At 65.3% G+C, this 19,096-nt stretch carries 17 protein-coding genes and 2 tRNA genes; 13 read left to right on the top strand and 6 right to left on the bottom strand.

All coding sequences use genetic code 11. The features are described 5' to 3' along the window. Positions 1 to 43: 43 nt before the first annotated feature. The 4 genes from ACSC1R_RS07615 to ACSC1R_RS07630 all read right to left on the bottom strand — a co-directional run bounded on the left by ACSC1R_RS07615 (position 44) and on the right by ACSC1R_RS07630 (position 1,425). Positions 44 to 116, bottom strand: a tRNA-Asp gene (locus tag ACSC1R_RS07615). Between the two features lie 146 nt (positions 117 to 262). Continuing rightward, positions 263 to 457: a cold-shock protein gene (locus ACSC1R_RS07620; RefSeq protein ID WP_261649789.1), complete on the bottom strand. Its 195-nt coding sequence runs from the start codon at positions 455 to 457 to the stop codon at positions 263 to 265. A gap of 78 nt (positions 458 to 535) precedes the next feature. Continuing rightward, a complete protein-coding gene (locus ACSC1R_RS07625) occupies positions 536 to 955 on the bottom strand; it encodes a group I intron-associated PD-(D/E)XK endonuclease (protein ID WP_439028465.1) in 420 nt (139 codons plus the stop codon). A 397-nt stretch (positions 956 to 1,352) separates the two neighbouring features. Beyond that, positions 1,353 to 1,425 (bottom strand) — tRNA-Asp (locus ACSC1R_RS07630). Between the two features lie 282 nt (positions 1,426 to 1,707). On the opposite strand from ACSC1R_RS07630, the gene ACSC1R_RS07635 reads away from it, so the two are divergent. The 13 genes from ACSC1R_RS07635 to ACSC1R_RS07695 all read left to right on the top strand — a co-directional run bounded on the left by ACSC1R_RS07635 (position 1,708) and on the right by ACSC1R_RS07695 (position 16,859). Continuing rightward, positions 1,708 to 1,935 carry a DNA-directed RNA polymerase subunit H gene (locus ACSC1R_RS07635; RefSeq protein ID WP_439028466.1) on the top strand — a complete coding sequence of 76 codons (228 nt, stop codon included), beginning with the start codon at positions 1,708 to 1,710 and terminating at the stop codon, positions 1,933 to 1,935. A 3-nt stretch (positions 1,936 to 1,938) separates the two neighbouring features. Next, positions 1,939 to 3,504, top strand: a complete 1,566-nt coding sequence (locus ACSC1R_RS07640) for a DNA-directed RNA polymerase subunit B'' (RefSeq protein WP_439028467.1) — start codon at positions 1,939 to 1,941, stop codon at positions 3,502 to 3,504. 3 nt (positions 3,505 to 3,507) lie between these two features. Next, positions 3,508 to 5,337, top strand: coding sequence for a DNA-directed RNA polymerase subunit B (rpoB, locus tag ACSC1R_RS07645; protein WP_439028468.1), 1,830 nt, complete (start codon positions 3,508 to 3,510; stop codon positions 5,335 to 5,337). Position 5,338: 1 nt separating this feature from the next. Then, entirely contained in the window at positions 5,339 to 8,278 is a 2,940-nt protein-coding gene (locus tag ACSC1R_RS07650; protein WP_439028469.1) for a DNA-directed RNA polymerase subunit A', read from the top strand. Positions 8,279 to 8,325: 47 nt separating this feature from the next. Then, the gene (rpoA2, locus tag ACSC1R_RS07655) at positions 8,326 to 9,531 is read left to right on the top strand and encodes a DNA-directed RNA polymerase subunit A'' (RefSeq protein ID WP_439028470.1); all 1,206 of its coding nucleotides are present in this window, start codon (positions 8,326 to 8,328) and stop codon (positions 9,529 to 9,531) included. Further along, a complete protein-coding gene (locus tag ACSC1R_RS07660) occupies positions 9,531 to 9,950 on the top strand; it encodes a NusA-like transcription termination signal-binding factor (RefSeq protein WP_439028471.1) in 420 nt (139 codons plus the stop codon). The genes rpoA2 and ACSC1R_RS07660 overlap by 1 nt, the downstream gene beginning before the upstream one ends. Positions 9,951 to 10,075: 125 nt before the next feature. Continuing rightward, positions 10,076 to 11,245 (top strand): tubulin/FtsZ family protein, encoded by a 1,170-nt coding sequence (locus ACSC1R_RS07665; protein WP_439028472.1) that lies wholly within the window; start codon positions 10,076 to 10,078, stop codon positions 11,243 to 11,245. A 71-nt stretch (positions 11,246 to 11,316) separates the two neighbouring features. After that, positions 11,317 to 13,197, top strand: coding sequence for a PAS domain S-box protein (locus ACSC1R_RS07670; RefSeq protein WP_439028473.1), 1,881 nt, complete (start codon positions 11,317 to 11,319; stop codon positions 13,195 to 13,197). A gap of 267 nt (positions 13,198 to 13,464) precedes the next feature. Continuing rightward, the gene (locus ACSC1R_RS07675) at positions 13,465 to 13,893 is read left to right on the top strand and encodes a 30S ribosomal protein S12 (RefSeq protein WP_439028474.1); all 429 of its coding nucleotides are present in this window, start codon (positions 13,465 to 13,467) and stop codon (positions 13,891 to 13,893) included. A gap of 3 nt (positions 13,894 to 13,896) precedes the next feature. After that, positions 13,897 to 14,511, top strand: coding sequence for a 30S ribosomal protein S7 (locus ACSC1R_RS07680; RefSeq protein WP_439028475.1), 615 nt, complete (start codon positions 13,897 to 13,899; stop codon positions 14,509 to 14,511). Between the two features lie 292 nt (positions 14,512 to 14,803). Then, entirely contained in the window at positions 14,804 to 15,406 is a 603-nt protein-coding gene (locus tag ACSC1R_RS07685; protein WP_439028476.1) for a biotin transporter BioY, read from the top strand. Beyond that, positions 15,403 to 16,137, top strand: coding sequence for an energy-coupling factor ABC transporter ATP-binding protein (locus ACSC1R_RS07690; RefSeq protein WP_439028477.1), 735 nt, complete (start codon positions 15,403 to 15,405; stop codon positions 16,135 to 16,137). Before ACSC1R_RS07685 ends, ACSC1R_RS07690 begins: the two co-directional genes overlap by 4 nt. Further along, positions 16,131 to 16,859, top strand: coding sequence for an energy-coupling factor transporter transmembrane component T family protein (locus ACSC1R_RS07695; protein ID WP_439028478.1), 729 nt, complete (start codon positions 16,131 to 16,133; stop codon positions 16,857 to 16,859). Before ACSC1R_RS07690 ends, ACSC1R_RS07695 begins: the two co-directional genes overlap by 7 nt. A gap of 29 nt (positions 16,860 to 16,888) precedes the next feature. Here ACSC1R_RS07695 and ACSC1R_RS07700 read toward each other — a convergent pair whose 3' ends face one another. Further along, complete coding sequence (locus tag ACSC1R_RS07700; RefSeq protein WP_439028479.1) at positions 16,889 to 18,211, bottom strand: serpin family protein; 1,323 nt, start codon at positions 18,209 to 18,211, stop codon at positions 16,889 to 16,891. Between the two features lie 74 nt (positions 18,212 to 18,285). Then, positions 18,286 to 19,038, bottom strand: a complete 753-nt coding sequence (locus ACSC1R_RS07705; protein ID WP_439028480.1) for a DUF5781 family protein — start codon at positions 19,036 to 19,038, stop codon at positions 18,286 to 18,288. Positions 19,039 to 19,096 lie beyond the last annotated feature (58 nt).

A 19,096-nucleotide genomic window follows, 5' to 3' on the forward strand; every position in this document is an offset into this window, starting at 1 on the left:
ACACAGCAAAGCTGGTTGCTCGAGAGTTGAGTTCGTCAGAAAGCGCCCGAGGCGGGATTTGAACCCGCGTCACGACCGTGACAGGGTCGTATGATGGGCCACTACACCACCCGGGCTCCCTGCACTCATTGCTAACTGCCGGGTACTTTTATGCCTTTTCAATCGTCGGCCCTGTGTCCCGTGTTCGCACTGTCGCCGAAATCGCGAAGCCGGAGCTACACGGTCGGGTCTGAAAGAATGAACCGACGAAGGTCGCCGAGTCTTAGAGACGGACGACGTTCGCGGCGCGCGGACCCTTGGGGGAGTCCTCGATTTCGAATTCGATCTCTTCGCCCTCTTCGAGGTCCGGTCCGCCAACGTCCTCCATGTGGAAGAAAACGTCCTCGTCCGCGTCCTCGGTGTCGATAAAGCCGTAACCGCCAGTGTCGTTGAAGAAGTCAACCTTGCCTGTCGCCATTGCTTCTGATGAGACCAGCCCCGGACGGATAAGGGTTCCGAGAGGTGCAGTACCACGATTGGGGGGTTCCTGCGCCGGTCAACCGAATCGGCAACCGACCTCGTACTCGGCTGCCAAGTTGATTCGGGACCGTGGTGCCCTCGGGTGCGGGTCTGTGACGCGGAGCCGCATCTCTCCGGACCCGGTGTCTGCAATCGGAACCCAGTAGACCTGCTCCATCTCTCGTGAGTGGACGGCGTACGCGTGGATTTCGTCCGCGGTGTCGTCCGTGTCCACCCGTCCGTCGGTTCCGACGGTCGAACTGTAGAGCCTGAACCGCACCGCGCCGTTCACCCAGCTTCCGGTCTTGCACTGCACGCGGTAGCAGTCGTCACCGTCGTCGACGACCATATCGTACCGGTCGCTGTCACCGAAGGGCACCGACACCGAGAGTCCAAGGCGCATCAGTTCGCCGAGAATGACCGCCTCGGTCTCGTCCCCTTTTCGAGATGGGTTCATGCCGATTCTGGGTCGATATCGTTGATAATCTCTCAGTCGGAGACGGCTCTGGTCGAAACTGGGGAGAGACGGTTCGGGAGCGGCTGCTCGTGGCATTGAAATCGAAGAAGCGCCCGAGGCGGGATTTGAACCTCACTCGCACGGTCTCGCTACCGCGAGCTGCGTGCTCGCTGGTTCAAATGCCTTGTCAGCGTGTTCGACGAACTCGTTGTGCTCGCAACACAGCAAAGCTGGTTGCTCGAGGGTTGAGTTCGTCAGAAAGCGCCCGAGGCGGGATTTGAACCTCACTCGTTCCGCTTCGCTTCACTCGCTGGTTCAAATCCTCTGTTGGGACTTTCCCGCTCACGGAGACGAGCACACGCTCCGCGGTGCTCGTCGGAATAGTTCGCTCGAAAAGCGCCCGAGGCGGGATTTGAACCCGCGTCACGACCGTGACAGGGTCGTATGATGGGCCACTACACCACCCGGGCTTCCTGCAATCATCCGTTTCGCAGTCGCAGTATTAAGGCTTTCCAATCGATGGACGTGTGGTAGGGGAGGGCGTGGGGCAAACCATTTAGTAGAGTAGTGCAATCGTGGAACTGTAACATCTATTCGCAACTGGGACACCTCTGTCCTGCGAACCCCCCGTCGGGCTGACGGGAACCGATAGTGCTAAGTCTCGGACGACTTGGCAAGCGTTAAATGGGTCCCACTAATAGTGACCTGTAGTATCTCGTGACAGCCGCTTCTCCCTCTGGCCAGACACACCCATGGTAGACGTAAGCCAACATGAAATGGTTCCGGAGCACACCGTCCTCGACGACGACGAACTCGAGGATGTGCTCACGGAGTACGACATCGATAGTACAGACCTTCCGAAGATCAAGCGCACGGACCCTGCGCTCCCCGACGACGCCGAGGTCGGCGACGTAATCAAAGTCGTTCGGAACTCACGAACAACAGACGAAGCCGTAGTATACCGACTCGTGGTGGAGTGAATAATGGACCGAGCAAAACGACGCGCGATTTCGAAAGAGTACTTCTCGAAGGATAGACTCGCAGAACACCACTTCCGGTCGTTCAACGCGTTCCTGCTGCGGGGCATGCAGGAGGTCGTCGACGAGAAGGCGACCATCGAGACGGACATCGGCGACAAGGAAGGTGAAGAGCCCGTCCACGTCGAGCTGGGCGACGTTCGCGTCGTGACCCCGCGTGTGCGCGAGGCCGACGGCTCCGAAGAACTGCTGTACCCGCAGGAAGCCCGTCTGCGCAACATCACCTACTCCGCGCCCGTGTTCATGGAGATGTCCATCGTGAAGGGTGAGGAAGGTGAAGAGCGCGTGGTCGACTCCACCGAGACGAAGGTGGGCCGGATGCCCATCATGGTCGGCTCCGAGAAGTGTAACATCGCGGGCTTCTCGGACGAGGAACTCATCGAGATCGGTGAAGACCCGGCCGACCCCGGTGGCTACTTCATCGTCAACGGGTCCGAGCGCGTCCTGATGACGAGCGAGGACCTCGCGCCGAACAAGATTCTCGCGGAGTACGACACCAAGTACGGTGACGAGATTCAGGTCGCGAAGACGTTCAGCCAGCGCCGGGGCTACCGGGCACTCGTGCTGACCGAGCGCAACCGCGAAGGTCTGCTGGAGGTCTCGTTCCCGTCGGTCTCGGGCAGCATCAACTTCGTTACGCTCGTGCGCGCGCTCGGGCTCGAATCGGACGAGGAGATCGTCCACCGCGTCAGCGACGACCCCGAGGTCGTCAAGTACATGCTGGAGAATCTGGAAGCGGCCGAAGTCCAGACCCAGGAAGGCGCGATCGAGAAGCTCGGGAAGCGCGTCGCCTCCGGGCAGGGCAAGAACTACCAGCTCAAGCGGGCGAACTACGTCATCGACCGGTACCTCCTCCCGCACCTCCACGAGGACGGCGTCGAGGAAGAGGACGTGCGCATCAACAAGGCGTTCTACCTCTGCCGGATGGCCGAGGCGTGTTTCGAGCTCGCACTGCAGCGCCGCGACTCCGACGACAAGGACCACTACGCGAACAAGCGTCTCAAGGTGTCCGGCGACCTGATGAAGGACCTGTTCCGGACGGCGCTGAACAAGCTGGCACGTGACGTGAAGTACCAGCTCGAACGCGCGAACATGCGCAACCGGCAACTGTCGGTGAACACGGTCGTGCGCTCGGACGTGCTGACCGAGCGCCTGGAGCACCCCATCGCGACGGGGAACTGGGTGGGTGGCCGCTCCGGCGTCTCCCAGCTGGTCGACCGGACGGACTTCATGGGTGTGCTGTCGCACCTTCGCCGCCTGCGCTCGCCGCTCTCGCGGTCGCAGCCGCACTTCGAGGCACGCGACCTGCACGCGACCCAGTGGGGTCGCATCTGCCCCTCCGAGACCCCGGAGGGACCGAACTGTGGGCTGGTGAAGAACTTCGCGCAGGCCATGGAGCTGTCGCAGAACATCGAAGACGAACAGGCGCTCAAGCGTGAGCTCGCGTCGATGGGGGTACAGGGCATCCCCGGACTCGAGGGACAGGGACAGGAGCAACCTGCGGACGACTAAACAATGGCAAGCCAACAGCGAGAAGCGAAAGTCTACGTCAACGGTAGTCTGGTCGGGACACATCCCGAACCACACCAGCTAGCAGAACAGATTCGAGAGGCCCGTCGTCTGGGCGACGTCTCCGAGATGGTCAACGTCTCGGTCAAAGACCGCACCAGAGAGGTCATCATCAACGCGGACGCAGGTCGTGCCCGTCGGCCGCTGCTCGTCGTCGAGAACGGCGAGCCGCTCATCTCCGAGGAGGAGTTCGAGGCGGTCCAGAACGGCGAACTGGAGTTCGACGACCTCGTCGAACACGGCTACGTCGAGTTCATCGACGCCGAGGAGGAAGAGGACATCTACGTCGCCGTCGACACCGACGACCTCAACGAGGACCACACGCACCTCGAGGTCGACCCGCAGCTCATCTTCGGTATCGGCGCGGGGATGATTCCGTACCCGGAACACAACGCCTCGCCGCGTATTACCATGGGTGCAGGGATGATCAAGCAGTCGCTGGGGCTGCCCGCAGCGAACTACCGCATCCGCCCGGACACGCGCCAGCACCTGCTGCACTACCCGCAGCTCTCGATGGTGAAGACCCAGACCACCGAACAGATCGGCTACGACGACCGTCCGGCGGCCCAGAACTTCACCGTCGCGGTCATGTCCTACGAGGGCTTCAACATCGAGGACGCACTGGTCCTGAACGGTGGCTCGGTCGACCGCGCACTCGCTCGTTCGCACTTCTTCCGTACCTACGAAGGCGAGGAGCGCCGGTACCCCGGCGGTCAGGAGGACCGGTTCGAGATTCCGAGCCAGGACGTGCGTGGTGCGCGCGGTGAGGAAGCGTACACGCACCTCGACGAGGACGGCCTGGTCAACCCCGAGACGCGCGTCGACGAGAACGACGTGCTGCTCGGCAAGACGTCGCCGCCGCGGTTCCTCGAGGAGCCGGACGACATGGGTGGGCTCTCGCCGCAGAAGCGCCGGGAGACCTCGGTCACCATGCGCTCGGGCGAGTCCGGTGTCGTCGACACCGTGACCCTGATGGAGGGCGAGGACGGCTCGAAGCTCTCGAAGGTGTCCGTGCGCGACCAGCGTATCCCGGAACTCGGGGACAAGTTCGCGTCGCGACACGGCCAGAAGGGTGTCGTCGGCCACATCGCACCGCAGGAGGACATGCCCTTCACGCAGGAGGGTGTGGTCCCGGACCTCATCGTCAACCCGCACGCGCTGCCGTCCCGCATGACGGTCGGGCACGTGCTGGAGATGCTCGGCGGCAAGGTCGGTGCACTCGAGGGCCGACGTGTCGACGGGACGCCCTTCACGGGCGAGGACGAGTGGGAGATTCGCGGCGGCCTCGAGGAGGCCGGCTTCAAGTCCTCGGGCAAGGAGATAATGTACTCCGGCGTCACCGGCGAGAAGATTGAAGCGGAAATCTTCGTCGGGGTCATCTTCTACCAGAAGCTCTACCACATGGTCTCGAACAAGCTGCACGCCCGTTCACGCGGGCCGGTGCAGGTGCTCACGCGCCAGCCGACCGAGGGTCGCGCCCGCGAGGGTGGCCTGCGTGTCGGTGAGATGGAGCGTGACGTGCTCATCGGGCACGGTGCCGCGATGGCGCTCAAGGAACGCCTGCTCGACGAGTCCGACCGCGAGTTCATCAACGTGTGTGGCCAGTGTGGGATGAGCGCGGTCGAGAACGTCGACCAGCGGCGTGTCTACTGCCCGAACTGTGGCGAGGAGACGGACATCCACGAGATAGAGATGTCCTACGCGTTCAAGCTCCTGCTCGACGAGATGAAGGCGCTCGGTATCGCTCCGCGACTGAAACTGGAGGACGCAGTCTAACATGGTAAGCTCACAGACACCGAAGGAGATCGGCGAAATCAACTTCGGATTGATGGACCCGGAGGAGTACCGAGAGATGTCCGCCACGAAGATCATCACGGCGGACACCTACGACGACGACGGCTTCCCCATCGACATGGGGCTGATGGACCCGCGACTGGGGGTCATCGACCCCGGTCTGGAGTGCAAGACCTGCGGGAAGCACTCGGGCTCCTGTAACGGGCACTTCGGCCACATCGAACTGGCCGCGCCCGTCATCCACGTCGGGTTCACGAAGCTCATCCGCCGCCTGCTCCGCGGTACCTGCCGCGAGTGTGCGCGGTTGTGCCTCACCGAGGACGAGAAAGAAGAGTTCCGCCAGCAACTCACGCAGACGCGACGACTCAGTGGCGACCTCAACGACGTGACGAAGGCCGCCATCCGGCAGGCCCGCAAGAAGGACCGCTGTCCGCACTGCGGCGAGATTCAGTTCGACATCCAGCACGAGAAGCCGACCACGTACTACGAGGTCCAGCAGGTCCTCACTGGTGAATACTCCCAGCGCATCGCTGCCGCGATGCAGCCCGACCCCGACGACGAGGAGGACGAGGGGATGGGCCGCGAGGAACTCGCCAACGAGACCGGTATCGACCTCTCTCGGGTCAACCAGATCCTCTCGGGCGAGTTCCGCCCACGCGAGTCCGACCGCAAGAAGCTGGAGAAGGCGCTCGGTATCGACCTCACCGAAGAGGACATGAACAAGCTGATGCCCTCGGACATCCGCGACTGGTTCGAGGACATCCCGGACGAGGACATCGAGGTGCTGGGTATCAGCTCCGAGAAGTCCCGTCCCGAGTGGATGATTCTGACGGTGCTGCCGGTCCCGCCGGTCACCGCCCGCCCCTCGATTACGCTGGACAACGGCCAGCGTTCCGAGGACGACCTGACCCACAAGCTGGTCGACATCATCCGCATCAACCAGCGGTTCATGGAGAACCGTGAGGCCGGTGCGCCCCAGCTCATCATCGAGGACCTGTGGGAGCTGCTCCAGTACCACGTCACGACGTTCATGGACAACGAGATCTCGGGCACCCCACCGGCGCGACACCGCTCCGGTCGCCCGCTGAAGACGCTCTCCCAGCGTCTGAAGGGCAAGGAGGGCCGCTTCCGTGGCTCGCTTTCGGGGAAGCGTGTGAACTTCTCCGCGCGTACCGTCATCTCGCCGGACCCGACGCTCTCGCTGAACGAGGTCGGCGTCCCGGACCGGGTCGCAAAGGAGATGACCCAGACGATGAACGTCACCGAGCGCAACATCGAGGATGCGCGACGCTACGTCCGCAACGGCCCCGAGGGCCACCCGGGTGCGAACTACGTCCGGCGTGACGACGGTCGTCGCCTGAAGGTGACCGAGAAGAACTGCGAGGAGCTCGCCGAGAAGATCCTCCCCGGCTGGGAGGTCAACCGGCACCTCATCGACGGTGACATCGTCATCTTCAACCGGCAGCCGTCGCTGCACCGGATGTCCATCATGGCCCACGAGGTCGTGGTGATGCCGTACAAGACGTTCCGTCTGAACACCGTCGTCTGCCCGCCGTACAACGCAGACTTCGACGGTGACGAGATGAACATGCACGCGCTCCAGAACGAGGAAGCTCGTGCCGAGGCGCGCGTGCTCATGCGTGTGCAAGAGCAGATTCTCAGCCCGCGCTTCGGGCAGAACATCATCGGTGCCATCCAGGACCACATTTCCGGCACCTACCTGCTCACCCACGACAACCCACAGTTCAACGAGACGCAGGCGCTCGACCTGCTGCGTGCGACCCGCATCGACGAGTTGCCGGAACCGACCGGGCACGACGACGCGGACCGCCCGTACTGGACTGGCCGCCAGCTGTTCTCCGAACTGCTGCCGGACGACCTGAACATGGAGTTCACGTCGAACACGGGCGACACGGTCGTCATCGAGGACGGCCAGATGATCGAGGGCACCATCGACGAGGACGGCGTCGGTGCCTTCGGTGGCGAGGTCGTCGACACCATCGCGAAGGTGTACGGCATGACGCGTGCCCGCATCTTCATCAACGAGGTCGGGACGCTCGCGATGCGTTCGATCATGCACTTCGGGTTCTCTATCGGTATCGACAACGAGACGATCCCGGCGGAGGCCCAGGAGCGCATCGACGAGACCATCGGCGACGCGTACGACCGCGTCCAGGAACTCATCTCGACGTACGAGGCGGGCGAACTCGAGTCCCTGCCCGGGCGGACCGTCGACGAGACCCTGGAGATGAAGATCATGCAGACGCTCGGGAAGGCCCGTGACAACGCCGGTGACATCGCAGAAGAGCACTTCCAGGACGACAACCCGGCGGTCGTCATGGCCAACTCCGGTGCCCGTGGGTCGATGCTCAACCTGACCCAGATGGCCGGCTGTGTCGGCCAGCAGGCGGTTCGGGGCGAGCGCATCAACCGTGGCTACGAGGACCGTACCCTGAGCCACTACCAGAAGAACGACCTGAGTGCAGAGGCACACGGCTTCGTCGAGCACTCCTACACCGGCGGCCTGACCCCGCGGGAGTTCTTCTTCCACGCGATGGGTGGCCGCGAGGGCCTGGTCGACACGGCAGTCCGTACCTCCAAGTCCGGGTACCTCCAGCGTCGGCTCATCAACGCGCTCTCCGAACTGGAGACGCAGTACGACGGGACGGTCCGGGACACCTCGGACACCATCGTCCAGTTCGAGTTCGGTGAGGACGGCACCTCGCCGACCAAGGTCGCGTACGACGACGAGCACGGTATCGACGTGGACCAGATCGCGGACCGCGTGCTGGAAGCAGAGTTCGAGAGCGAGGACTCCCGGCTGGAGTTCCTCGGCGACAAGGCGCGCCCGACGAACCTCTCCGAGCACGGCGACTCACGTCGCAACCCGGACCTCCTGCAGGGGGTGGAATCCGATGATTGAACAGAGTCCAATCAGGCTCACAGCCGAGCGAAGCTCGGAGGTGAACGATGACTGAATTCGACGTATCCGAAGACGTAGAAGCCGTCGTCGAGGACACGGAGCTCCCGCGACGACTCAAAGACGAGGTGTACCGGACGATCGAAGAGCGAGGCGTGTCGGTCGAGAAGGCCGACGAAATCGCCCGGGCGGTCGAGCACCGCTACCTCGACACGCGGGTCGACCCGCTCGACCCCGTCGGAACGGTGAGTGCGCAGTCCATCGGGGAACCGGGGACGCAGCTCACGATGAACACGTTCCACTACGCGGGTGTCGCAGAGATCGACGTCACCCAGGGCCTGCCACGGCTCATCGAGCTGGTGGACGCCCGGAAGACGCCGGACACGCCGATGATGACGGTGTACCTCGAGGACGAGTACGCGACCGAACGCGAGCGTGCTCACGAGGTCGTCTGGCAGATCGAGGCGACGAAGATCCTCGCACTGGGTGACATCTCGACGAACGTCGCCGACATGCGCGTGCAGGTCAGCCTGAACCCGGACACGCTCCAGGAGCGCTGGCCGACGATGGACAGCACCGACGAGATCGCCGGCGAGGTCGCCGACATCATCGAGGACAGCCTCGGCGTGACGACGATCCAGCAGGGGACGAACATCGAGTTCGGCCCGGAAGAGCCCAGCTACCGCGACCTGCTCCAGCTGGTCGAGGAGCTGCGCGACATCACCTTCAAGGGCATCGAGGAGGTCACCCGCGTCGTCATCCGCAAGGAGGAGACCGACAGCGGCGAGGAGTTCGTCCTCTACACCGAGGGGTCGGCCTTCGGCGACGTGCTCACCATCGAGGGCGTCGACGCCTCGCGTTCGACGTGTAACAACATCCACGAGATCCACAAGGAACTCGGCATCGAGGCGGCCCGCGAGGCCATCATCGAGGAGACGAAGAACACGCTGGCAGAGCAGGGGCTCGAGGACGTGAACATCCGGCACCTGATGCTGGTCGCCGACATCATGACGAACCGTGGCGAAATCGAGTCCATCGGTCGCCACGGCATCTCCGGGTCGAAGGAGTCGGTGCTGGCACGTGCGGCGTTCGAGGTCACGGTCAATCACCTGCTCGACGCGGCCATCCACGGCGAGATAGACGACCTCAACGGTGTCACGGAGAACGTCATCGTCGGCAAGCCCATCAAGCTGGGGACGGGTGACGTGAACCTGAAGATGGGTTCGGTCAGCCGTCAGCCCGAACAGGCCGACTGATGGCTATCACGCTGTCCGACGAGGCGCGCCGTATCCTGGCGCTGTTCGAAGACGTGACGGGCGCGGCCGGACGTGACTGTCTGGTCGACGACGACCGTGTGGTCGTCCTCGTCGCGGCTGGCGACATGGGCGAGGCTATCGGCCCGGGTGGCCAGCACGTCCGCACGTTCGAGGAGAAGCTCAACCGCGACGTGAAGCTGGTCGAGGACGCCGACGTGGTCGAGGACTTCGTCGCCAACGCGCTCGCGCCCGCGGCGGTGTACCACGTCACCATCAGCGAGAACGGTGACACGGTCGCCTACGCGGAGGTCGCCGAGGAGGACACCGGCGTCGCCATCGGCGTCGACGGTCGCAACATCGACGCGGCCCGGCGGCTCGCGTCGCGGCACTTCGACGTCGACGACATCCAGTTGACGTAGGTGCCGCGACCGGTGGGTGTCCGTGCGGACTGATAGCTCAATTCCTCGTAGATATTTATCTACCCTGCCGTCGTATCACCACTCGTTAGTATGCGCGCTATTCGTTCCACCGGAGGTATCCCGAAGTGAAACTCGCGATGATTGGCTTCGGACAGGCGGGGGGGAAAGTCGTCGACAGTTTCATCGAGTTCGACCGACGGACCCGCGGGAAGACGGTCCGTGCGGCTATCGCGGTCAACACTGCGAAGTCGGACCTGCATGGGCTGGAGCACATCCCGCCGGAGAACCGCGTCCTCATCGGGCAGACGCGGGTGAAGGGCCACGGCGTCGGTGCGGACAACGAACTCGGGGCCGAGGTCGCACAGGAGGACATCGAAGAGATACAGGCGGCGATCGACGACGTTCCGGTCCACGAGGTCGACGCGTTCCTCGTCGTCGCCGGGCTGGGCGGGGGGAGCGGGAGCGGTGGCGCGCCCGTCCTCGCGAAGCACCTCAAACGAATCTACAGCGAACCGGTGTACGGACTCGGTATCCTGCCGAGTTCGGAGGAGGGTGGTATCTACACCCTGAACGCGGCGCGGTCCTTCCAGACGTTCGTCCGTGAGGTGGACAACCTCATCGTCTTCGACAACGACGCCTGGCGACGGACGGGCGAGTCCGTCGAGGGCGGGTACTCGGCGATCAACGACGAGATCGTCCGGCGGCTCGGACTCCTGTTCGGGGCGGGTGAGGTCGACGAGGGCGGTGCGGTCGCAGAGAGCGTGGTGGACTCCTCGGAGATAATCAACACGCTCGCTGGCGGCGGTGTCTCGACCATCGGCTACGCGGTCGACCCGCTCGGCGACGGGAAGAAGAAAGGCGGGTTGCTCTCGCGCTTCGGAAAGGAGGAACTGGACGAGGTCGACGAGACCAATCGTATCACGTCCCTGGTCCGCAAGGCGACGCTCGGTCGGCTCACGCTCCCGTGTGAGGTGCAGGGTGCCGAACGTGGACTGCTGGTCGTCGCGGGTCCGCCGACGCGACTCAACCGCAAGGGCATAGAGCGCGGGCGGAAGTGGCTGGAGGAGCAGACCGGGTCGATGGAGATTCGGGGTGGCGACTACCCGCTCCCGAAGGAGAACGCGGTGGCGTGTGTCGTCTTGCTCTCGGGCGTGACGAACGTCCCGCGCATCAAGGAACTCCAGCAGGTCGCCATCGAGGCACTGGAGAACATCGAGGACATCAGGTCGAAGTCCGAGACGAACCTGCGTGACCTGCTCGGCGAGGCCGACGAAGAACTCCCGCCCCTGTTCTGACGCGATTTCTTTTTCGAGACGCGTGCCGGGGTGCCAGAGCGCTTAGTATCGCCCACCCGGTTCGAACGTGTATGGGGTCGTCGATACGGGTCGTCGTCGTGACGGACACGGCTGTCGGGGGAGCCGCACTGGCTCGGGCGGAGCGACTCGACCTCGTGGTGGTCGGGTCGGTCGAAGCGGCGCTCGAACAGGTCGGCGGCGGTGGGTCGGTCGATTGTGTCGTGACGGACCACGACCCACCGGTGGTCGACGCGCTCGCCGTCCTCGCCGGTGTTACAGAGCACGCGCCGGGGGTGCCCGTCGTCGTCGCGACGACGAACGGGTCCGAGGAACTCGCGTGTGATGCGGTCGCGGCGGGGGCAGCGCAGTACGTGCCTCACGCCCCGGACACCGAGGACGGAACGCTGCTGGACCTGGTCGTCGAGACGGTGGCGGGGGAGTCACCGGCAGAACCCGGGGTCGACGGCGTCGTCCCGGACGACGGGTCGTTGCCGACGCCGGCACTCGTCGAACAGTACGAGACGGTCGTGGAGACGGTCCCCGTGGGCGTGTTCGTCCTCGACGACGAGGGGCGCATCCTCGGCGGGAACGAGCGAGGTGCCGAACTCATCGGCGCGAGCCAGGCGGAACTCGTCGGGACGTCGGTCCTGTCGCTCGTCGAGGACGGGGTCTTCGAGAACGCGGCGCTCGACCGGTACGCCGAGACGGTCGAACACCTGCGGGCGGGCGAGACGGACGCCGAAGTCGGTCAGTTCCAGTTCACGGCGCGGCCGGGAGAGACGCCCCGGACGTATGAAGTACGCATCGCGCTCCGGTCGACGTCACCGGACGAGTCGTACTCCGGGACGGTCGGTATCGTGCGAGACGTGACCGAGCGCGAGCGACGGCGGGACGAACTCGAACGGTACGAGACGGTCATCACCTCGCTCGCGGACCCGGTCTGGGTCGTCGACGGCGAGGGGTACGGGCTGTACGTCAACCCTGCCTACGAGGACCGGTTCGGGTGGACACGGGAGGCCGTCGAGTCCGGCGAGGTCCACTTCGCCGACACGCTCAGTGAGGCGTCGACGCAGGATATCTACGAGGTGACGGGCGAACTGCTCGCCGGGGAGAACGAACGAGCGACGCTGGAGGTCGAGATGGTGACCGCAGATGGTCGGGTGCTCCCCGTCGAAGACCACCTCGCGCTGTTACCGAGCGACGAGGGGTTCCGTGGGATGGCGGGCGTCGCTCGCGACGTCAGCGACCGGAAGCGACGCGAGCGCCGCCTGCAGGTACTCAAGCGGGTACTCAGACACAACCTGGGGAACGACATGACCGTCATCGCGGGCTACGCGGACATGCTCGCCGGCGAGGCGACCGACCCCGAACAGGTCGCGCGCGCAGAGACCATCCACGACGTCGCCGAGCGACTCGTCGACGCCTCGCGCAAGGTTCGCAAGCTCGAGGAGATCATCGACCACGTCCCGACCGACCGACGGGCGATAGACGTCGCGGCGCTCGTCGACGCGGCGGTCAGTCGCCTGCGCGGCGAGTACCCCGAGGCCGTGTTCACCGTCGACCGCCCCGAGAACCTGTACGTAGCCGGTCACGAGGGGTTGCAACACGCGGTCGAGCAGGTGCTCGAGAACGCGGTCGAACACAACGACGCGGCGACGCCCCGCGTCCACGTGGGTGTCGGCCATCGCGACGGCTGGATTCGTTTCACGGTCGCGGACGACGGCCCGGGGACGCCGAAACAGGAGCGTCGCATCGTCGACGACGGCGACGTCACACCCGTCGACCACGGCACCGGTGTCGGGCTCTGGGTCATCAAACTCGTCGTCGAGTCGCTCGACGGCGAGATGACGATTCGGGACGGGAGTACGGACGACTCGGAACACGACGACATGGGGGAGGTCGAATACGACGGGACGGTCGTCGTCCTCCGGTTGCCCGTCGCCGAGCCGTGATTGGGCGGTCCAGTGTCAGGTTTCGGTGGTTCCCGGGAGGCGCTGGCCGGTCTGCCCCCGGCCCACTGGTCCTGTCGTGGTGTCGCGCCCGGGCCGAACGAACGGCGTTGCGCGGACTTTACTGGATAAAACGCTCGCAGAATCCGTAACTCGAATTCCTGAGACTCCCTCAGATTCCTTCTTTACCCCCTCTCGCGCCCGCTGGGGGCGTAACTCCGACTCGAAAGAGGGAGGCTTAAGTGCCTCCGTCAGGTAGCGACTGGTACTATGGCAAACGGCAAATACGCCGCACGCAAACTGAAGAAGGACCGCCAGAACCACCGGTGGTCCGACTCTGAGTACGCCCGACGCGAGCGCGGGCTTCGCAAGAAGTCCGACCCGCTCGAGGGTGCGCCCCAGGGTCGCGGCATCGTACTGGAGAAGGTCGGCATCGAAGCGAAGCAGCCGAACTCGGCGATTCGGAAGTGTGTCCGTGTCCAGCTCATCAAGAACGGGAAGCAGGTCACCGCGTTCTGCCCCGGTGACGGTGCGATTTCGTTCATCGACGAGCACGACGAGGTCACCATCGCCGGTATCGGTGGTGCGAAGGGTCGCGCGATGGGTGACCTGTCCGGCGTGAACTACAAGGTCGAGAAGGTCAACGGCGTCTCGATGCTCGAACTGGTCCGCGGGAACGCAGAGAAACCGGTGCGCTAAACTATGGCAGCAGAAGACACACCCGAGCCGGACAAGCCTGCCGGCACCGACGACGAGGGCGCGCGCGCGAAGCTGTTCACGAAGTGGGACATCACGGAGATCGAGTACCGTGACCCCTCGACGGAGCGTTACATCACCGTGACCCCCATCGCACACACGATGGGCCGTCACGCGTCCAAGCAGTTCAAGAAGTCCGAGATCTCCATCGTCGAGCGGCTCACGAACCGCCTGATGCAGACCGAGGACAACACGGGCAAGAAGCAGAAAGCCCTGCAGATCGTCCGTGACTCCTTCGACATCATCCACGAGCGCACCGAGGAGAACCCGGTGCAGGTGCTCGTCCGTGCCGTCGAGAACGCGGCACCCCGCGAGGAGACCGTCCGCCTGAAGTACGGTGGCATCTCCGTCCCGAAGGCAGTCGACGTCGCACCCCAGCGTCGCGTCGACCAGGCTCTGAAGTTCATCGCGGACGGGACCGAGAGTGCGTCGTACAAGACGGCGACGCCGGCCGCCGAAGGCCTCGCACAGCAGCTCATCGGTGCCGCCAACTACGACGTTCAGGCGTACCCGATCAGCCAGAAAGAAGAGAAAGAGCGCGTCGCGGCTGCAGCCCGCTAACGTCTGCGATTTCTATCTTTTCGGCTTTCTGTGTGTCGTGAGTGGCGACTGTCTGGTATTCGGTCGTCTCGGGGTCGTTCTGGTGTCGGTTGGGGTCGTTCTGGTGTCGGTCGGTTCAACAGGCAGTCCACTCGCGCTGGTGGCGACGACCGCCCCGTAACCGCCCCGCACCACAGCCTCCCCAGCCGACTCCCTGCGCTCCGTTTCGTGGTTCGAGAGAACTCCGTTCTCTCGTCATCACCGGAATCGTCAACCGGTATGATTTTGCCGGTTGACGAGTGTTCTTTCCAGTATGGTAGAACGTGAGGGACGATCAGAGTACGGGGACGTCGAGCTCGTCGAGGACGAGACGGTCAAGCAGGTGGCGGTCGCGGCGGTGCTGGCGGCGCTGACGGCGGCGCTGGCCCAAGTGTCGATTCCGCTGCCGGGGCTCCCGGCTCCCATCTCCTTCCAGCTGTTCGGCATCTACTTCGCCGGGCTGTTGCTGGGGGCGCGCTGGGGCGGCTTCTCGGTGGCGCTGTACCTGCTCGCCGGGGCGGCCGGGGCACCAGTGTTCTCGAACGGAAGTGGGGGGCTGGGCGTGTTGCTCGGGCCGACCGGCGGCTACCTGTTCGGCTATCTCGTCGCGGCAGTCGTCATCGGGCTGGCCGTCCATCAGGGGCTGGAGACGCGCTCGCTGCGGACGGTCCCGGTCTACCTGCAGGCCGGGTCGCTCCTGCTCGGGTTGGCACTCATCTACGCGCTGGGCGTCCCGTGGCTCGCGGAGACGACCTCGTACTCGCTGGCGAAGTCGGTCGAGATAGGCATGGTAATCTTCGTGCCCGGTGACCTGCTGAAGATCGCGGCGACGCTCGGCGTCGTCCGGGCCGGGGTGTTCGACGCGGTTGGGGCATGATACGGGTACGAGAGGTCGTCCACCGCTTCGGTGACCATCGGGCGCTCGACGGCGTCTCGCTCACGGTCCCGGACGGCGAGTTCGTTCTCGTCGTCGGGCCGAACGGGAGCGGGAAGACGACACTGGTTCGGCACTTCAACGGCCTGCTCCACCCGGATTCGGGCGAGGTCGTGGTCGACGGGACGCCGGTCACCGAGAACCCCGTCGCAGCCCGGACCAGTGTCGGGATGGTGTTCCAGCACGCCCGCGACCAGCTGGTCGCGTCGACCATCGGCGGGGACGTGGCCTTCGGTCCGGAGAACCTCGGGCTGGACCGCGAGGAGATAGACCGTCGGGTCGACGAATCCCTGGCGGCGGTCGGGCTGGCCGGCCGGGAGGACGAGCGGGTCGACGAACTCTCCGGCGGCGAACAGTCCCGGGTGGCCATCGCGGGGGCGCTGGCGATGGAACCCTCACATCTGGTACTGGACGAACCGTTCGCTGGACTCGACCAGCGAGCCCGCCGGTCGGTGCTCTCGCGGCTCGATACGCTCCATGCGGACGGAACGAGCGTCGTAATCGTCACGCACGACCTGCGCGACGTGTTCGAGCGGGCCGACCGCGTGGTCGCGATGGCCGACGGACGGGTGGTCGCGGACGGCACCCCTACAGACATCGCGGCCGACCTCGCCGACCTGGGCGTGGACACGCCGACGGACACTGCGGTATCGACAGACACGCCGACATGCTGACGTACACGCCGGGTGAGTCGGTCGTCCACCGGCTCGACGCGCGCTCGAAGCTCGCCTTCCAGCTCGGCTTCGCAACTGCCGCGTTCGCCCACCCGACGCCGACGTGGCTGGCTGGGCTAGCCGCGGTGGCGGCACTGGGGCTCGCGCTGGCGCGGCTCTCACCGGTCCGGGTGCTCCGAGAGTACTGGTTCGTGTTCGTGCTGCTCCTGAGCAGCCCGGTGGTCGCGTCGGTGTCGCTTTCTTCGCCCTGGGTCGTCCCCTCGCGGGCGGTCGACCCGCTGCTGGCGGTCTCTCGGGTCGGACTCATCCTGTTCGTGAGCGCGGTGTACGTCCACACGACCCCGGTTCGGGAGACGCGGGCGGCCATCCAGCGCCACGTCCCGGGGAAGACGGGGCGGTTGCTCGGCGTCGGCGTGGCGCTGACGCTCCGGTTCGTCCCGGTGCTGACGCGGGACCTGCAGTCGGTCCGGGACGCGATTCGGGCGCGCGGCGGGGAGAACAGGTCGGTCGTCGACCGCGGCCGGCGGCTCGGCACCGTGGGACTCTCGCGGGCGCTGGAGCGGGCGGACCGGCTGTCGGTGGCGCTCCGGGCGCGGTGTTTCTCGTGGAACCCGACGCCACCCCAGATGGCGTTCTCGGGGGGCGATTACGTGGTGCTTGCGGGCGGGGTCGGGCTCGGGATTGCTGGTGTGGTACCGGTGGTTGCCGGGGTCGTGGGCTGACGAGGCGGCGATTACTCGACTCGGCCGCCCTACTGCGCTGCTGCGGCGTCTATGACCCGCCCGAGGAAGACCACCGAGTCCGTCTCGCGGTGCCGGATGGCGAACAGGAACGGGCGGTCTGCGACGAACTCGAAGGGGTTCATGGGGGCGGATTCGTCGCCGACGACGACGCCGGTCGCGGCGGTCGCCTCGGTGCCGTTCTCGTCGACCGCGACGAAGCTCTCGTGTTGCACGTCGTCGATGGCGAGCCGCTCCGGGGTCCCGGGCTCGACCAGTCCGGAGAAGTCCGCGAGGTCGTGGTCGAAGGCGTCGGGCATCCCGAGGTCTTTCAGGGCCTGGTTCAGGCCGACCTTCGTACCGAAGGTGAACCTGGGGAGGACGACCCGGCCCTCGTTCTCTTCGAGCGCATCGAACAGGGTGTGGAGCCCGTCAGCGTCCAGTGACTCCTCGTAGTCCTCGAACTCGCCCTCGGGTGGGAGGACGACGACCATGCTGGCCGCGTCGCCCTCGTAGGGGAGTTCGATGGCCTGTGCGCCGTCGACCTCGGCGTAGGGGACCGACGCCTCGGACTGTTGCATCAGCGGGACCTGCGATTCCGTGCCGTCGAGGGCCGTGAAGGGTCCCTGGCTGGTGGCTTCCTCCGGGAAGGTCTGGGCCCACTTCGCCTTGAAGTAGACCGCGTTGGTGCCGACGAGCCGGGTCAGGTCGTCGATGGAGCCCTGGGGTAGCAGTTCCTCGATGCGGTCTTCGGTCTGGTCGGCGACCCACGAATTGATAGTCTCGCGGGCGGCCTCGGGCTCGGCCGCGAAGTCGAGGGTTCGCAGGCCAGCGCCGTAGTTCCGGGCGATGGTGTCGAGGTAGTCACCGTCGATGGGGTAGTCGGTCTGGCCCCAGAGCGCGTTCACCAGGTCCAGGCGGAAGGCCTCGTCCTCGGCGTCGTCCGGGGTGTCCAGCGCGAGGTCCAGCCGGTTGAACGTCGGGTGGAGGTCTGCCTGGTCGGAGACGTAGTGGAGGGTCTCGGCTATCTGGGCCTCGGTGTCGCCACGGGCACCCGCCCACACCATCGCCATGGCGAGCGAGATGGAAAGCGGGGAGAGGAACAGGTTCGCAGCGGGCTTCTCGGCCACCCGGTTGTGGTGCAGGTCGAGCGCGAACTGGGTGTTCGAGCGGACCTGCTCGCGGAGTGTGTCGGTCGAGACCTCGGGGTCCATGTCGCGGGCGAGGTCGGAGGCGAGCAGGCCGGGCGTCACGCCGGGGCCGCCGTTGCCGAGGCTCCCGAGACAGCCGGCCAGGGCCGGGATGGAGAGTGCGCCCGCGAGGGCGAGCACCTCCCTGCGGTTCCAGGTGTTCATGCTGGTACAGAGGGTCCGGACCTTTATCTCGGCTCGCTTACGTAAAACCGCGGTTTGAGCTTGCGACTCCCTGTTCAGTCCGCCGCCTGTTGGCCCCCGAGCGCGTAGTCTCGGGTCACGTCGACCAGCGTCTTGCGGTACTCGCTCGCGGACGGGTCGTCCGCGAGCGTGGCGAAGTGCTGTTTGAAGCGCTCGACGCTCACGCCCGGGGCGTCGCCTGCGGCTACGCGTGCGAGGTCGTATATGGGGTGGTCCTCGTCGACGAGGTCGTGGCGCTCCACGAGCGCGAGCGCGAAGGCGGCGTTGACCGCCGTGATGTCCGGGTCTGCGCCGGGCGTGATGGGCATCAGTCCTGCACGAGGCGGACTGGGCTGGTCGGCGACTGCGGCCGCCAGACTCGACTCGAGGAACGAGACGAGCTTGTCCGGCGGCGACACCCGCATCGTGATGTCGTCGGCGTAGATGTCCTTCATGTGATTCGCGATCTGGTAGCAGTGCGAGAGCTTGCGGCGCTCGACACTGTTGCCCGCGAGGCCCAGGAACAGCGCCTCTTCGGTCGACTGGACGTGCGAGGGGTGGCTCTCCTCGTAGCGCACCATGTGCGAGAACTCGTGGATGGTGAGTTCGCGGGCCATCACGCTCGTCGCGGCCCGTCGCGAGATGTTGAGGACGTGGTGGTCGTCGTAGTGACCTGTCCAGGTCCGCTCGTCGGGGTCCTCTCTGACGTGGACGTGAATCGGCAACTGGACGTCGGCTTCGGTCTCGAAGACGTCCCGGGCGCTCAAGAAGGGGGCCGTGGGCCCGGAACCCTGTACGCGAACCTCCATGCTACTGTGTAACAGGGTGTCATCAAGCATGAGGGTTCCGGCCCCGTGAGCCGTTGCC

Origin of the sequence: Haloarchaeobius ordinarius (assembly GCF_051801355.1) — an archaeon.
Taxonomy (GTDB): Archaea; Halobacteriota; Halobacteria; order Halobacteriales; family Natrialbaceae; genus Haloarchaeobius.

Excerpts from the sequence above, each read along its gene's own strand:
- ACSC1R_RS07640 (WP_439028467.1), top strand. The coding sequence starts at position 1,939 with ATGGACCGAGCAAAACGACGCGCGATTTCGAAAGAGTACTTCTCGAAG.
- ACSC1R_RS07705 (WP_439028480.1), bottom strand. The coding sequence starts at position 19,038 with ATGGAGGTTCGCGTACAGGGTTCCGGGCCCACGGCCCCCTTCTTGAGC.
- ACSC1R_RS07620 (WP_261649789.1), bottom strand. The coding sequence starts at position 457 with ATGGCGACAGGCAAGGTTGACTTCTTCAACGACACTGGCGGTTACGGC.
- ACSC1R_RS07650 (WP_439028469.1), top strand. The coding sequence starts at position 5,339 with ATGGTAAGCTCACAGACACCGAAGGAGATCGGCGAAATCAACTTCGGA.
- ACSC1R_RS07670 (WP_439028473.1), top strand. The coding sequence starts at position 11,317 with ATGGGGTCGTCGATACGGGTCGTCGTCGTGACGGACACGGCTGTCGGG.
- ACSC1R_RS07690 (WP_439028477.1), top strand. The coding sequence starts at position 15,403 with ATGATACGGGTACGAGAGGTCGTCCACCGCTTCGGTGACCATCGGGCG.
- ACSC1R_RS07675 (WP_439028474.1), top strand. The coding sequence starts at position 13,465 with ATGGCAAACGGCAAATACGCCGCACGCAAACTGAAGAAGGACCGCCAG.
- ACSC1R_RS07680 (WP_439028475.1), top strand. The coding sequence starts at position 13,897 with ATGGCAGCAGAAGACACACCCGAGCCGGACAAGCCTGCCGGCACCGAC.
- ACSC1R_RS07695 (WP_439028478.1), top strand. The coding sequence starts at position 16,131 with ATGCTGACGTACACGCCGGGTGAGTCGGTCGTCCACCGGCTCGACGCG.
- rpoB (WP_439028468.1), top strand. The coding sequence starts at position 3,508 with ATGGCAAGCCAACAGCGAGAAGCGAAAGTCTACGTCAACGGTAGTCTG.
- ACSC1R_RS07700 (WP_439028479.1), bottom strand. The coding sequence starts at position 18,211 with ATGAACACCTGGAACCGCAGGGAGGTGCTCGCCCTCGCGGGCGCACTC.
- ACSC1R_RS07625 (WP_439028465.1), bottom strand. The coding sequence starts at position 955 with ATGAACCCATCTCGAAAAGGGGACGAGACCGAGGCGGTCATTCTCGGC.
- rpoA2 (WP_439028470.1), top strand. The coding sequence starts at position 8,326 with ATGACTGAATTCGACGTATCCGAAGACGTAGAAGCCGTCGTCGAGGAC.
- ACSC1R_RS07685 (WP_439028476.1), top strand. The coding sequence starts at position 14,804 with ATGGTAGAACGTGAGGGACGATCAGAGTACGGGGACGTCGAGCTCGTC.
- ACSC1R_RS07635 (WP_439028466.1), top strand. The coding sequence starts at position 1,708 with ATGGTAGACGTAAGCCAACATGAAATGGTTCCGGAGCACACCGTCCTC.
- ACSC1R_RS07660 (WP_439028471.1), top strand. The coding sequence starts at position 9,531 with ATGGCTATCACGCTGTCCGACGAGGCGCGCCGTATCCTGGCGCTGTTC.